Below are 14460 nucleotides of genomic sequence, written 5' to 3'. Positions count from 1 at the left end.
ATTTATTTTTTTAGAAGAATCTCGGTGATTTATCAAACCCTTTGCCTAATAAATCTAAATTAAATAAAAGAAAAATTTCATGTGTTCCTGAATTGAACGGGCCCAGATTAGAAATCGTATAATCATAAGCATACCCTACTCTGACACTCGGAGTTACTTTTACGTTTACCAAAGTGCTAATTGCATCTCCCACTCTATAAGCCGCGCCAAGTTCAAATTTGTCGTTATACAACACATTAGCAGAAATATCTACCGCTATTGGTGTTCCCTTTACAAATTTTGACATAAAAGCTGGTTTCAATTTGAATGAATCAGACAAGGTAAATACGTATCCACCTGTAAAAAAAACATGAACATTTTCTGAACCATAATTACTAATTCCAGAACTTTCTTCTATGTGTTTTGAATTTAGAAGATTGGGAGCAGATAATCCAATATAGTAGACATCTTTAAAATAATAGGCACCAATTCCAATATTTGGTTTTAAAATATCTACATTTTCAAAGGCGAAATCCGGAGATGAACTTTCAAACTTAAAACCATTAAAATTAGTTTGTATCGATGTTGCACCAGCTTTCAATCCCAAAGAAAGCCGTTGCGAATCATTCAGTTGAAGTACATAAGCAAAATCAACATAGAAGTTATTTTCTTTTTTTGCTCCATCGCCAATATCATCAGAAATCAAAGAAAAACCCATTTCTATTTTTTTGTTTACGGGCATGTGAGCAAAAACGGATAATGTCTTTGGCGCGCCAACCGCGCCAACCCATTGTGTTCTGTATACTGTTCCTATCTCCAGCATCGATTGCATCCCTGTTGCATACGCTGGGTTCATCACATTCATATTATACATGTATTGTGTGTATTCCGCATCTTGCTGAGCAGAGACCCTTATTATAAAAAATAAAAAAATTATAATTAGTATTCTTTTTTTCATTTGAGATTTAGTTTAATATAAAGAGGAACACTTATCTATTCAAATAAAGTCGTCCTTGTTTGGGAAATCTGTTCCCTTTATTAAAATTGATGATATAAAAATAGATGCCATTAGGAGCAATCCCATCTAAATTCATATTTGAATCCGAATTTTTCCCATCCCATTCGGCTTTATTTTTATTTGCCGTAAACATTAAACTACCATATCTATTGTAGATTTCCAGAGAATAATCTGGATAAATAAACTCGATATCAGGAATCCTGAAAGTATCATTTACCGCATCTCCATTTGGTGAAAACCCGTCCGGAATAAAAAAATCTGGAGTCACATTACAATTTGCAAGTGATACAGTTACTGCTAATGGGTCAGAATAACAATTTGTACTACTTGAAAATTCAAAACCATAATAGGTAGTACCGTCAACAAGTAATTGTGCCGAATTTAATTTTTTCCCATTTATAGCTGCATCAAACCATACTAAATTCCCGTTTGTAACGGTATTATTTGTCAAACTTTGCAAAGTAGGATTATCTAAACCACAAAATTTATCTCCCTCTTGGTTTAATGCAGGAGCTGTAACCTCGTTAACCAAAACCACTGCTGAAGTTCTGCCAGATTCACAGCCAGTGGCCGAATTGACCTCCTTAACGTAATAATTTCCCGAAACCAAAAGAGTACCAGTATTCAAAGTAGTTGTACTTGTTGCTGAAATGAACCATTGGTATTTTGTTCCGCTTGGCGTTAAATCGGCAACTGTTTTTTTATCATTTTTGCAAAAGATCTCGTCCTTAGTCAGAGGAGTATTAGGAACGGTATTAATCATAAGGCTCTTTGTTCCATTCATTATTTTTGATCCGCATCCACCTACATTATCAATAATATCATTAATTATCAGAGAAGTATTCCCGGGATTTTTTAAAGAACCCGCAGGGATTATAAAACTTGTATTTCCGGCGTTTACTGGTACGATGGCCGTTTGGTTTGTTGCATTATTTACTCCCGTTAAATTATAATTTATGGTAATATTAGTTAAAATCCCTAATCCACTTAACGAAACAACAGCGGACTGATTTTGACAAACATCTTTTATATCTAGCTTAAGATTTGCAAAATCTGGCAATGGTTTAACACCAAACTCTTTAGTTATATTTGCAACATTTGTGCAGCCCGTAGAGAGATTCGTGATATTTGTAATTGAAATTGTGATGTTGCCAACAACAGGAATCAAATTTGCCGGAATAACAAAAGCTCCAGTTCCTGTTGCAACTTTAAAAAAAGCTTGCTGCGCAACGGCTATATTACTGTCTAATAGATTATAAACAATACTGTAATTCCCCTCGGTTAAATTTGTGTCCCCTGAGATTTTTACCGTAGCATCATTGCCTTTACAAATTGGGCCAATCGTCAAGGTTGCATTATTGATTTTTGGTAATGGAAAAACATTTAAAATATCAGAAATAGAACCTATTATACTTTTGCAAGCTCCTAAACTGCCTACCCTTGCAAGATCTAATATACGAATCGTATAACTGCCAATTTGCGGAAAATAAAGTCGATTTATACTAAAGATCAAAGCTCCATTATCGAAATTCGCAATAATGGTAATTGGTTCAACAACTTCTGAAATAGTATAGGTTACAAAATAACTTCCATTTGTCATTTTTTGAATTCCTTGATTCAAAACAGCATTATAGGTTGCTGTAGCAACTTCGTTTTCACATATGTCAGAATTTACTACTAATCTAGCGCCAGTTAAATCAAGCTGTTTTTCTATGATGATTGTTACCGCTGCAGTTTTAATTTCACAAATGGGATTTGAAGGCAAAACAGAATAAATGAACTTATACGCTCCATTACCTAAAGTAGTATAGATATGACGAACATCAATTGTAGAATCAAAAGAGCTTGACAATTCTGAGGTACCAGAGACCTCCATCCATTTACCATTTGCATCTTCTCCAATCAATATATCATTTAAGTTTAAATTGGTATTAAAGGTTAAATAATCAGAATCACACAACAATACAACATTGCCAATCCCGGGATCCGGAGCTCTAAATACGGTTACATTAACAGTTGAAGATTGTGTTGGACACGTTCCTATTGCAGGAATAGTGTAGGTAAAAGAATGTGTTCCTAAACCTGCCTTAGTTGCATTAAGAAAGTTATCCGTTAATGCCCGTGTTCCATCATTATCTGACCAAGTTCCATTAGATTGAGGGCTAAGAAAATTTCCATTAAAACCCTGGAATAAATTAAACTTAAGGTCATCACTACAAGCAGAAACATTAGGACTTGATATTCCAGAATAACCACCGATTATCACTGTTATGGTAGCAGAATCTTTGCATCCTATACCGTTATCAACAGTATAAGTATAAGTGTAAACGCCACTTTTATTGATCATTTGAGCGTTTAAAATTCCCGTAGAAACGTTTAATCCTCCAGAAAAAAAATTATCTTTCCAAATACCACCTGTAGTATAAGTTCCCAAAAGACTAAAAAGGTTAATCGATCTACTATTTGGATCCGTAATATTGCAAACAGTTATACTATTATCGCTTCCTGCACATTGTGCATTACTATTTATTGCAGAAAAAAATAACAAAAGGAGAATGATATAATGTAAAAAGTTAGCTTTGGTAGAGAAGAGTATTTTTAAAGTCATAAAAATTCCTTAATTTTAAATCCAAATTTAAACTATTTCCTCACTAAATTTTATAAATACTATAATTATTAAATAAACCAATGAATTCTCTTTACCTTAAAATATAATTGTAAAATAATTATGAAAAAAAGACACTTGAAACCAAACACGAACTTTTGATTTGTGGTCGTTTTCATAATTATGTTTTTTTATGCAGCATTATTTCCGGACTAGACAACATTAAACAAAAAAAGCCCCGCAAATTGCGGAGCTTTCTATATTTAAAAAATCAAGAAATTATTTTTTCTCTGACTTTTCCATTTTAGCTTTCAATGCTGCTAATACATCATTGTTATCACCTAAAGTTGCAGCTGCTGCATTAGTAGATGTTGAAGCTGATGAAGTATTTTCAGTAGCTGTTTTCACATTTTTCTCTTCTTCTTCACGGAAGATAGCTGTGTGAGAGGCAACAACTCTTTTGAATTCTTTGTTGAATTCAATTACTTTGAAATCAGCTGATTCTCCTTTTTTCAATTTCTTACCATCTTCTTTTTCAAGGTGACGAGTAGGAATGAAAGCAACGATATCATCTCCGAATTCTACAGTAGCTCCTTTGTCAACGATTTCAGAAATTTCACCTGTGTGGATAGTTCCAACTGCGAAAGAATCTTCATATTGATCCCAAGGATTAGCAGTAGTTTGTTTGTGACCTAAAGATAATTTACGTCCTTCAACATCTAATTCTAATACTACTACATCAAGTTTCTCACCAACATTTACAAATTCAGATGGGTGTTTGATTTTCTTAGTCCAAGATAAGTCAGAGATGTAAATTAATCCATCAATTCCTTCTTCTAATTCTACGAAAATTCCAAAGTTTGTAAAGTTTCTAACGATACCTGAATGTTTAGAACCTACAGGATATTTAGAAGTTATATCAGTCCAAGGATCTTGAGACAATTGTTTGATACCTAATGACATTTTACGGTCATCTCTATCTAATGTTAAGATAACAGCTTCAACAACATCACCTACTTTTACGAAATCTTGAGCAGAACGTAAATGAGTAGACCAAGACATTTCAGAAACGTGGATTAAACCTTCCACACCTTCAGCAACTTCGATGAAAGCACCGTAATCAGCGATTACAACTACTTTACCTTTTACTTTGTCTCCAATTGCTAATTTAGCATCTAGAGCATCCCAAGGGTGCGCGTTTAATTGTTTCAATCCTAATTGTATTCTTGTTTTCTCATCATCGAAATCAAGGATTACAACATTTAATTTTTGGTCTAATTCAAGAACTTCACTTGGGTGGTTAATACGACTCCAAGAAAGGTCAGTAATGTGAATCAATCCATCAACTCCACCTAAGTCAATAAACACACCATAAGAAGTAATGTTTTTAACAACACCTTCTAATACTTGTCCTTTTTGTAATTGACCGATGATTTCTTTTTTCTGGATTTCGATATCCGCTTCAATAAGCGCTTTATGAGAAACAACAACATTTTTGAATTCGTGGTTAATTTTTACCACTTTGAATTCCATCATTTTGTTTACATATACATCGTAGTCTCTAATTGGCTTAACATCAATTTGAGATCCTGGTAAGAAAGCTTCAATTCCGAAAACGTCAACGATCATACCACCTTTAGTTCTGCATTTTACAAAACCATTAACGATTTCTCCTGTTTCGTTAGCCGAAATAACTCTATCCCATGATTTGATAGTACGTGCTTTTCTGTGAGATAACACTAATTGACCTGTTTTATCCTCACGGATGTCAATTAATACTTCAACAGTATCACCTACTTTTAATGCTGGGTTGTAACGGAATTCGTTCAATGAAATAACACCTTCCGATTTTGCGTTGATATCAACGATAACGTCTCTATCTGTAATTCTAACAACTGTACCATCAACCACTTCTTCTTGATCCGTAGCGATAAATGTTTTTGAAACTAGTTCTTCGAATTCTAATAAGTTTTTCTCATCAACAGCATCAATACCTTCTTCGAAATTGTGCCAGTTAAAATTTGCTAAAAACTCTTCTTGTGATTTTACTTGTTCAGACATGCTGATTAAAAATTTGTATTCTGTATTCTCTCGAGTTTCTTAATGTGCTAGAAAACAACAGAAGTTGTTTGTATAATTAATTGATACCTAAAGGAAACTCTTATTCACCAAAAGGTCTGCAAAAGTAACACTTTTATATCAAATGACAAAATATTTACGTGTAGATAATAAGCAACAAGCCAAAAGATAATTATCTGATAATCAGCATCCTTTCTTTTAACTATTCGAATCGAATTATTGGGGCATTTTTAGAGCCAAAATTCCCGCTCTCGCCTTTATCTCTCCACTGCGCTACGAGGATATCGGCTCTATCGGGGATAGTTAGGTTTTATGGCGATTTTTCAGCACTAAAAAACCCGATATCTATAAAAGTTATCGGGTTAAATTTATAAGAAAAAGTATTTTAGTGATTAATTTCTCCCAAAACTTTTGGCCCAAATTTATCTTTAAAAACAAAAGGAAAAATTATGGCAAGAACTAAAGCATACGCTGCAAAAGTGATCCAGATATGAAACCAGTCTTTACTTCCATCAGCCATAGTAAAATATTTTTGAATAATATAACCACTCGCAAAACTACCAATTAAGGCGCCAAAACCATTAACCATCATCATAAACATACCTTGAGCACTTCCTCTAATTTTTGAATCCGTTTGTGTTTCCACAAACAAAGAACCTGAAATATTAAAAAAGTCAAAAGCCATTCCGTAAACGATACATGACATAATAATCATCCAAAGACCATCCGATGGATTTCCAAAAGCAAACAGTCCAAAACGCAATACCCAAGCCAGCATACTAAACAGCATAACATATTTAATACCAAATTTTCTCAGGAAAAATGGAATTGCCAATATAAATAAGGTTTCTGAAACTTGTGAAATCGACATGATTATTGCAGGATATTTAACCGCAATAGTATCTTTATAAGCATCAACCGTACCGAAATCATGGATATAAGTATCTCCATAGGCATTAGTCAATTGCAAAGCAGCTCCTAATAACATTGAAAAGATAAAGAAAATAGCAAATTTTTGTTGTTTAAACAATTCAAAAGCATTCAGTCCCAAAGCTTGTGTAAAAGAAGCACCTTTTTCTCCTTTACACATTGGAGGACATTTAGGAAGTGTAAATGCATAAATTCCTAATAGTATAGAAACGAAACCTGCAATGTAAAATTGATTTGCAGAAGTTTCATTATGCGTTAAACTAACCACCCAAAGTGCAACAATAAAACCTATGGTTCCCCATATTCTGATAGGCGGATAATCTTTTACCACATCCATATCTTTTGCAATTAATGCATTATAAGCAACCGTTATTGATAAGGAAATTGTAGGCATATAGAAAAACATATTCGCTAACATAACCCAGAAAAATGTGGTCGGATTATCAACTTGCGGCAAATAAAATAAGGCTATTGCACCAAAAAAATGAAGCAAACCATATAATTTTTCCGCATTTATAAATCGGTCTGAAATAATTCCTGTTAAAGCGGGCATAAAAACCGAAGAAATTCCCATTGTCGAAAATATAATTCCAAACTCAGTTCCAGACCAATGTTTGTTATTAAACCAATACGCCCCAATAGTAAGTAACCACGATCCCCAAATAAAAAACTGAAGAAAGTTCATTAAAACCAATCTATTTTTAATTCCCATAAGTTGAGTTGTATTTTTATTTTTAAAAATTAACAGGGCGTAAATCTAGTATTAAAAAAGAGATTTCCAAAAAATTATATCGTTTTAGTACTATCATTTACTAAATCTAAAACAATTTGAAATTGTTCTTCGCGGTTCAGATAAGAATTATCAATTTCTATTGCGTCTTCCGCCTTTACTAATGGCGAGTCAACTCTATGAGTATCAATATAATCCCGCTCTTCCACATTTTTCAAAACAGCGTCATACGTCACATCATCACCTTTTTGCTGCAATTCATCAAAACGTCGTTGTGCTCTTGTAGTTGCGCTTGCTGTCATAAAGATTTTTAGTTCTGCATCCGGAAAAACAACAGTCCCAATATCTCTGCCGTCCATCACAATTCCTTTGTCTTTACCCATTTCCTTTTGTTGTTCCACTAATTTGGAGCGAACTTCAGAAACTTCAGCAACCTTGCTGACAAAACTGGAAACTTCAATTGTTCTAATTGCTGTTTCTACATTCACGTCATTTAAATACATTTCGGCAAAACCCAAATCAGGATTGAATTTGAATTGCAGTTTTATAAACGGCAAACTATTTATTAATGATTGTTTATCAAAAGAATCTGCATTTATGTATCCGTTTTGCATGGCAAAAAAAGTTACGGCACGATACATCGCTCCCGTATCTACATATACGTATCCTAAATGTTTGGCGAGTTGTTTCGCTAAAGTGCTTTTTCCAGTTGAAGAGAATCCATCTATCGCGATAGTAATTTTTTTATCCAAAATGATATTATTGTAAGTTAATAGTTAATCCAAATAAGCTCGTATTTCCTGCTAATGTATATCTCGAATACGAATAATTAAATTTTAATTTGTTCATTTTTAGTCCAAAACCAACTGAAATCCCCGAGAAATTCCGTTGTTCCTCAAGCCTTAATTCTTCCGCTCTTCGAAAATTATATCCCAGACGCAAATTAAATGCTTTTTTAGGAAAAAGCTCTACTCCCACAATTACGTGACGTAAAGCATTATTTATTGTTGAAACCTTTTCCTCAGTAGAACTTCCATCAATGGATGATTGCGCTCTTACAGGATTAGAAAAAGCAAGATTCCATTGTTGCAAATTTTCTAAAGTAAGATGCCATCTTATAGGCACATTATCTAATTCCTGAGAAACACCTGCAATAATTTCTAATGGCAATTTTTCTTTTGTACCGGAATAAGTGGTGAATTGTGTGCCTATATTTCGTATGGATAAACCCCAATTTACATCGTTTTTTTCGTCAATAAAAAGAGCACCTATATCAATTGCACCACCAAGTGAACTATAACTTTCTAAAGTTGAAGATATTAACTTTGCGTTAGCGCCTAAATGAATAGTAGTAGTTGGGATGTTATAGGCATAACTGAGCGAAAGGGCAATTTCACTTCCGGTAAATTCTGATGTAGGCTGACCATTTTCGTCATAACCCTCAAAATTACCATAATTCACATAATTCACACCAGCCTGAAAAGTTTGCAAATGCCGATCGTAAGTGTAAGCATAAGAAGCGGTCCCATAAGTCACTTCTTTATAATAGCTTCCATAATTCAAAGCTAAATGATTGTCCATCTCTACATTCAATGTTGCGGGATTAAAATTGACAAGATTTACATCTTCGTCATATATTGTAATCGTTTTTCCTCCCAACGCCGCTTGTCGAGGAGATGTAACTAAATTTAAAAACTGATAAATATACTTCCCTCCTATCTGACTGTGGGACACAGAACAAACTAAAAATAAAGAGAATAATAAAAGTTTTTTGAGCATGCTTGAATAGCTGTTTTTGTATAGTAAATCGCAAGTGCGAAGATAAAATTATAATATAAATATAATCCTGTTTTTAGACCTAAGTTTTAGATTAAAACGGAATTAAAATAAAAATTCCAAGTTCAAAACTTAAAAATTAAGCAATGAACTTGGAATTCAAATTATACAAAAAAAGGTTTTACAATACTTTTGCGTTTTTAACTTTCTGATCAGTCAAAGCAAATTTCAATACTTCATTCATTTCCTTCACATAATGAAAAGTTAGCCCCTCAAGATATTCCGGTTTTATTTCATCAATATCACTTTTATTATCCTGACATAAAATAATTTCTTTGATGTTTGCTCTTTTAGCAGCCAATATCTTTTCTTTAATTCCACCTACAGGCAACACTTTTCCTCTCAATGTAATTTCCCCAGTCATAGCCATATTTTTCTTCACTCTCTTCTGCGTAAAAAGCGAAACTAATGAAGTCAACATTGCAATTCCTGCACTTGGTCCATCTTTAGGAGTAGCTCCTTCCGGAACGTGTAAGTGAATATTATATTTTGACAATATCTCTGAATCTAGTCCTAACAATTCGGTATTGGCTTTAATATATTCCAATGCAATTGTTGCTGATTCTTTCATTACTGTTCCTAAATTCCCAGTAATAGTCATTGTACCTTTTCCAGGAGAAAGTAACGATTCAATGAAAAGAATATCACCACCAACAGAAGTCCAAGCTAAACCTGTTACTACTCCGGCAACATCATTATTTTCGTATTTGTCTCTTTCTAATCTAGCAACACCAAGTGATTTAATTATATCCTGATCCGTAACCTTCTTGTTATATTCCTCTTCCATTGCAACTGATTTTGCTGCATTACGAATTACTTGAGCAATTTTAGCTTCTAGACCACGAACTCCAGATTCACGAGTATATCCTTCTACAATTTTTTCTAATTGTTTTTTTCCAATAGTCAAATCTTTAGAAGTCAAACCGTGTTCTTTCAATTGTCTTGGAAATAAATGCTGACGTGCTATTTCTACTTTTTCTTCAATAGTATAACCTGACATATTGATGATTTCCATCCTGTCTTTCAAAGCAGGTTGAATAGTAGCCATATTATTGGAAGTGGCAATAAACATGACTTTTGACAAATCATAACCCATTTCTAAGAAATTATCATAAAATGAATTATTTTGTTCTGGGTCTAAAACTTCCAATAAAGCAGAAGATGGATCACCGTGACTGCCGTTTGATAATTTGTCAATTTCATCCAAGACAAAAACAGGATTTGATGTTCCCGCTTTTTTCAAACTTTGAATTATTCTACCCGGCATCGCACCGATATAGGTTTTTCTATGTCCGCGAATCTCTGCTTCATCACGTAAACCTCCCAATGAAATTCTGACATATTTTCTACCCAATGCTTCGGCAATTGATCTTCCTATCGAAGTTTTTCCAACTCCCGGAGGTCCTGTCAAACAAATAATTGGAGATTTCATATCATTTCGCAATTTTAAAACTGCTAAATGTTCGATCATTCTTTTCTTGACATCTTCAAGACCAAAATGATCTCGATCGAGAATTTTTTGTGCTCGTTTTAAATCGAAATTATCTTTTGAAAACTCATTCCACGGCAAATCTAAAAACAACTCTAAATAGTTTCTTTGGATTCCAAAATCAGGCGCCTGCGGATTCATTTTACGCATTTTAGCCAATTCCTTATCGAAATGCTTTTTCGTTTTTTCGTCCCATTTTTTTGATTTAGCTTTAAAGGTCATTTCATCCATTTCCTCTTCCTGTGAAACGCCACCCAATTCTTCTTGAATGGTTTTCATTTGTTGGTGAAGGAAATATTCGCGTTGCTGTTGGTCTAAATCAAAACGAACTTTAGATTGAATGTCGTTTTTTAATTCGAGCTTTTGCAACTCGATATTCATATAACGTAATGTCTCTAAGGCTCTTTCTTTCAATTCATTAATTGCCAGTAAATCTTGTTTTTCTTTAACAGACAAATTCATGTTTGAAGTAACAAAATTGATCAAAAACGATTGGCTTTCAATATTTTTTATTGCAAAAGTTGCTTCCGTTGGAATGTTTGGGCTTTCTTTAATAATTTGAATGGCTAATTCCTTAACTGAATCAAGAATTGCTACAAACTCCGTGTCGTGTTTTGCAGGTCTTTTTTCTGAAACTTCCTTAATATTTGCGGTAATATATGGATTTTCCGAGACAACACTGTCAATTTCAAAACGCTTTTTCCCTTGAAGAATTACTGTTACGTTTCCGTCAGGCATCTTTAAAACACGTAGTATTTTAGCTACAGTACCTATTTTATGGATGTCATCAGTTGTAGGATCTTCATCCTGCTCATTTTTTTGAGCTACAACACCTATGATTCTGCCAGCTGCATTGGCATCATTAATTAATTTTATGGATTTATCACGTCCAGCCGTAATAGGAATCACAACGCCAGGAAACAAAACCATGTTACGCAACGGTAAAATAGCCAACGATTGAGGCAATGCCTCATTATTCATCTCCTCCTCGTCTTCAGGAGTTAATAATGGTATTAAATCTGCTTCAGTATCAAATTCTTGAAGTGACAGATTGTCAATAGTAAGTATTTTATGATTTGACATATATTTATTTAAGTCTTTTTGTCATTAAAAATTTTCATTTGCCAAGCAAATATAAGATATCATAGTATTAATTTAAATAAAATCGTTGTATGACACTAATAATTTGTACAACCCTAAAGAGACAATCATTATGCCAAAGTGAAAGCAAAATTAATTCTATCTTCCTACAAATAAAGAAAAAAGCATAACAAATATTTAAAGAAAAATCTATTTCCTCACAGCATAATTAAAACAAAAAATAATGAAATCTATTATGAATTTATATTAGCAAGATGGTATTAAAATCCGAAGAAAATTTTGCTTTTTATTAATTTAAAAACACCTTTTTTTGGCACTCTTTTTAATAAAACACCTTTTCTTATTTAATAATAATTATATACTACTCTTTTTCGTCTTCATTTTTACTCATAAAACTAAGAGCAATATAACCCAATACAAAGAAAATCGCCAATATAAAAATTGAATTCCTAATCGAATTTGTAATTGAAGCTACAAATCCAAAAATAAAAGTACCAACTACGATGGCAATTTTTTCAGTAACATCAAAAAAACTAAAGTAGGTAGCGTGATCTTCCGTTTCAGGCAATAATTTTGAATAGGTAGAACGTGATAAGGATTGGATCGCTCCCAAAACCATTCCTATCATTCCTCCCAGAGCATATATTTGGATATCAATATATATACTTTTAGCATCTAAAAAGTACACTGTAAACCAAATAAATGCCCAAATTGCAATAGTCAGTTTTAGTGTTTTTATATTTCCAATTTTCTCTGATATTCTTGAAAATAAATAAGCTCCAAAAATAGCGATTACATTTATTAATAAAATTATAATGATTAATTTACTAGTGGTAATTCCCAATTCTTTTTTAAAAAAAATACCAGCCAGTAATATCATTGTTTGTACACCTATGCTGTAAAGAAAAAAAGCCGTTAAGAATTGTTTTAATTTTGTTAGTTTATTTATACTTTTTGAAACAACTTTAAGCTCTCTTAATCCTTTAAAAATATAATCTTTTTGGGGTTTTTTATGAAATACATTATTAGGTAAATAATAAAAAGTCACTTGGGCAAAACCAATCCACCAAATACCAACAGATAAAAACGAAATTCTCGCCGGTAAAGAAGAATCTGTTATCCCATACCATTGAGGCATCATAACCATCGTCAAATTAAATGCCAATAAAATTACAGAACCAAAATAACCATACATAAATCCTTTTGCACTTACTCGATCATGTTGTTCTGGAAAAGCAATTTCTGGCAAATAAGAATTATAAAAAACAATACTTCCCCAAAAGCCAACACTGGCTAAAATGGTACCTAAAATTCCAATCCACAATGTGTCCTGTCCCTTAAAAAAGAATAAACTCATGACTGATAACGAACCCAAGTAACAAAAAAACTGCATAAATCGTTTTTTGTTACCGGTATAATCAGCAATTCCAGACAATATTGGTGATAATAGCGCGACTACCAAAAATGAGAATGATAAAGAATAAGATAACAAAGTTGAATTAATGAATTCTGTTCCAAAAAAATGAACAATACCATTGTTTCCGCTTGTTACCGTTTCATAATAAATAGGAAAAACAGCTGTCGAAATTACCAAACTATAAACGGAGTTAGCCCAATCATAAAAAGCCCAAGCGTTAATAAGCTTTTTATCTCCTTTTTGTAATCCTCTCATATTTCATTTTTTTATGATACGAATTTATTTATTTTTTGTTTAACATTACACAAAACGGGATGAAATCGTACATTAATAATTCGTTATCATAAGTATGCCGTTAGGATAAACCAAAAAAAGCTATTCTAAAAAAGAATAGCTTCTGTATAAAATTAGATGTACTAATTAATATGATTATTATCTGTAAATAATTCCAACTTTTGCAGCTGTTGCTTTAGCTTCAGGAATTAATGCTTTCAAATTCGCAATTCGGGTAGCATCAGACGGGTGTGTACTAAGGAATTCCGGTGGAGCCTGACCATTTGATTTTGCCGCCATTCTTTGCCAAAAGACAATCGCATCATCTGGGTTATATCCTGCAATTGCCATAAGTGTAAGTCCTATTTTATCAGCTTCACTTTCATGACTCCTGCTAAATGGAAGCATTACTCCAACTTGAGAGCCTAATCCATAATATTGCTGCCACATTTGTTGATTTTCGGCACTTTGGCTTCCTGTTGCAACGGCAACTCCAACCGCTCCTAATTGTTGCAATTGAGCAGCACTCATTCTTTGTGCACCATGATTTGCTAAAGCATGAGAAACTTCATGTCCCATCACAGTCGCTAAACCTGTATCATCTTTAGTAATAGGTAATATTCCGGAATAAACAACAATTTTACCTCCTGGCATACACCAAGCATTCACTTCTTTATTATCTATTAATTTGTATTCCCAGCGATAGTCGTTTAAATATTGGTTTTGTCCTAAATAGGTCAAATATTTTTCGGCTGCTGCTTTAATCCTCATTCCTACAGTTTCAACTCTTTTTGCATCGGCTGTTCCTGTAATTACTTTGTTTTCTTTCAAGAAAGTGCCATATTGTTGAAATGATGATGGAAACAACTCACTGTTTGAAACAAAATTTAGACTTTTCTTTCCTGTAAGAGGATTTGTAGCACAGGAATAAATTAGTCCAAGCGCAAAGACTCCTAATAATAAGTATTTTTTCATGATTTTTAAGTTTAATTTAGTATACAAA

General features: G+C 33.1%; 9 protein-coding genes. All 9 read right to left on the bottom strand.

Annotated features, from left to right (window positions below):
- Positions 1 to 10: 10 nt before the first annotated feature.
- Entirely contained in the window at positions 11 to 937 is a 927-nt protein-coding gene (locus ACFX5F_RS10180; protein WP_379851940.1) for a PorP/SprF family type IX secretion system membrane protein, read from the bottom strand.
- Positions 938 to 968: 31 nt separating this feature from the next.
- Positions 969 to 3605 (bottom strand): T9SS type B sorting domain-containing protein, encoded by a 2637-nt coding sequence (locus tag ACFX5F_RS10175; protein ID WP_379851939.1) that lies wholly within the window; start codon positions 3603 to 3605, stop codon positions 969 to 971.
- 276 nt (positions 3606 to 3881) lie between these two features.
- Positions 3882 to 5663, bottom strand: coding sequence for a 30S ribosomal protein S1 (rpsA, locus tag ACFX5F_RS10170; protein ID WP_379851938.1), 1782 nt, complete (start codon positions 5661 to 5663; stop codon positions 3882 to 3884).
- Positions 5664 to 6066: 403 nt separating this feature from the next.
- Positions 6067 to 7323 carry a nucleoside permease gene (locus tag ACFX5F_RS10165; protein ID WP_379851937.1) on the bottom strand — a complete coding sequence of 419 codons (1257 nt, stop codon included), beginning with the start codon at positions 7321 to 7323 and terminating at the stop codon, positions 6067 to 6069.
- Between the two features lie 74 nt (positions 7324 to 7397).
- The gene (gene cmk, locus ACFX5F_RS10160; RefSeq protein WP_379851936.1) at positions 7398 to 8093 is read right to left on the bottom strand and encodes a (d)CMP kinase; all 696 of its coding nucleotides are present in this window, start codon (positions 8091 to 8093) and stop codon (positions 7398 to 7400) included.
- 7 nt (positions 8094 to 8100) lie between these two features.
- Complete coding sequence (gene porQ, locus ACFX5F_RS10155; protein ID WP_379851935.1) at positions 8101 to 9120, bottom strand: type IX secretion system protein PorQ; 1020 nt, start codon at positions 9118 to 9120, stop codon at positions 8101 to 8103.
- A 178-nt stretch (positions 9121 to 9298) separates the two neighbouring features.
- Positions 9299 to 11749: an endopeptidase La gene (gene lon, locus ACFX5F_RS10150; RefSeq protein ID WP_379851934.1), complete on the bottom strand. Its 2451-nt coding sequence runs from the start codon at positions 11747 to 11749 to the stop codon at positions 9299 to 9301.
- 379 nt (positions 11750 to 12128) lie between these two features.
- Positions 12129 to 13439 (bottom strand): MFS transporter, encoded by a 1311-nt coding sequence (locus ACFX5F_RS10145; protein ID WP_379851933.1) that lies wholly within the window; start codon positions 13437 to 13439, stop codon positions 12129 to 12131.
- A 177-nt stretch (positions 13440 to 13616) separates the two neighbouring features.
- Positions 13617 to 14432: a M48 family metallopeptidase gene (locus tag ACFX5F_RS10140; protein WP_379851932.1), complete on the bottom strand. Its 816-nt coding sequence runs from the start codon at positions 14430 to 14432 to the stop codon at positions 13617 to 13619.
- Positions 14433 to 14460: the final 28 nt, after the last annotated feature.

The organism is Flavobacterium zhoui (assembly GCF_042787235.1).
In the GTDB taxonomy this organism is placed as follows: Bacteria; Bacteroidota; Bacteroidia; order Flavobacteriales; family Flavobacteriaceae; genus Flavobacterium; species Flavobacterium zhoui.
Note: the sequence above shows the minus strand (reverse complement) of the source record. Positions and strands in the feature narration are given on the sequence as shown.